This window comes from Polynucleobacter sp. 39-46-10, from assembly GCF_002282275.1.
Genome location: NZ_NCJB01000560.1, coordinates 1 through 1,024 on the forward strand (window position 1 = coordinate 1; position 1,024 = coordinate 1,024).

Consider the following 1,024-nt stretch of genomic DNA (forward strand, 5'->3'; position numbering starts at 1 on the left):
TCAGAATGGCAATCAATTGATTCATGGACATACTCATCTTCCCAGGCACCATCAAGAAAATCTTTTGGGCCAAGAATGGCAGCGCTGGGTCTTATCCGATTGGGATTTAGATCACCCGGAGAGTGGACGACCACGCGCAAGTGCACTACTCATTAACCAAGAAGGCGTTCGATACGCCGACCTGATTAAGACTTAATTCTGTTACCTAAGTTAACAGATGGAATATTTCGATAAGCACTGCACCATCTGACCAAAAATACGCGGGTTTGCACACATTACTTCACCGCTTTGCAAGAAGCCTTCTTCGCCGCGGTAGTTGCCGATGAGCCCACCTGCTTCAGTAATTAATAATGCGCCTGCAGCCATATCCCAGGGCTTGAGATCACTCTCAAAGAATCCATCGTAACGACCAGCAGCAACATAAGCTAAATCCAAAGATGCAGCACCAGGACGACGCAGACCAGCACAATTTCGTGACATCTCTGCAAAGATTTTTAAATACTTTTCTAGATCCTGATCTTCGCGATACGGAAAACCGGCGCCAAGTAAAGAATTAGCTAAACGGTCTTGAGTGGCAACACGTAAACGCCGGCGGTCTAAGTAGGCGCCTGCACCACGTGTAGCGGTAAAGAGTTCGTCGCGAGTTGGGTCATACACCACTGCTTGCTGAGTGATGCCGTTGACTGAGAGCGCAATCGAAACTGCATATTGCGGAAAGCCATGAATAAAGTTGGTTGTGCCATCCAAGGGATCAATGATCCATACGTTTTCAGCATCGCTATTTTGCGCGCCAGTCTCTTCAGCTAAGAAACCATGTGTTGGATATGCTTCGCTGAGCGTCTCAATAATGGCCGCTTCAGCTTGTCTGTCCACCTCGGTAACAAAGTCATTATGTTGTTTGCGGTCAACCTGAAGGCGCTCTAAATTGAGAGAAGCCCTATTAATCACGGTTCCGGCACGACGGGCAGCCTTAACGGCCACATTTAACATGGGATGCATAGTATTGATGGACAAATTAAATAAG

At 47.3% G+C, this 1,024-nt stretch carries 1 protein-coding gene and 1 pseudogene; one reads left to right on the forward strand and one right to left on the reverse strand.

What is annotated here, in order from left to right; genetic code table 11:
* Positions 1-196: pseudogene (locus B7X71_RS17725) on the forward strand (UDP-2,3-diacylglucosamine diphosphatase); the annotation flags it as partial.
* A 14-nt stretch (positions 197-210) separates the two neighbouring features.
* On the opposite strand, the gene B7X71_RS17730 reads toward B7X71_RS17725, so the two are convergent.
* Positions 211-999, reverse strand: coding sequence for an inositol monophosphatase family protein (locus B7X71_RS17730; protein WP_293601711.1), 789 nt, complete (start codon positions 997-999; stop codon positions 211-213).
* Between the last annotated feature and the right edge of the window lie 25 nt (positions 1,000-1,024).

Coding starts and splice junctions, on each gene's coding strand:
- B7X71_RS17730 (WP_293601711.1), bottom strand. CDS start 999: ATGCATCCCATGTTAAATGTGGCCGTTAAGGCTGCCCGTCGTGCCGGA.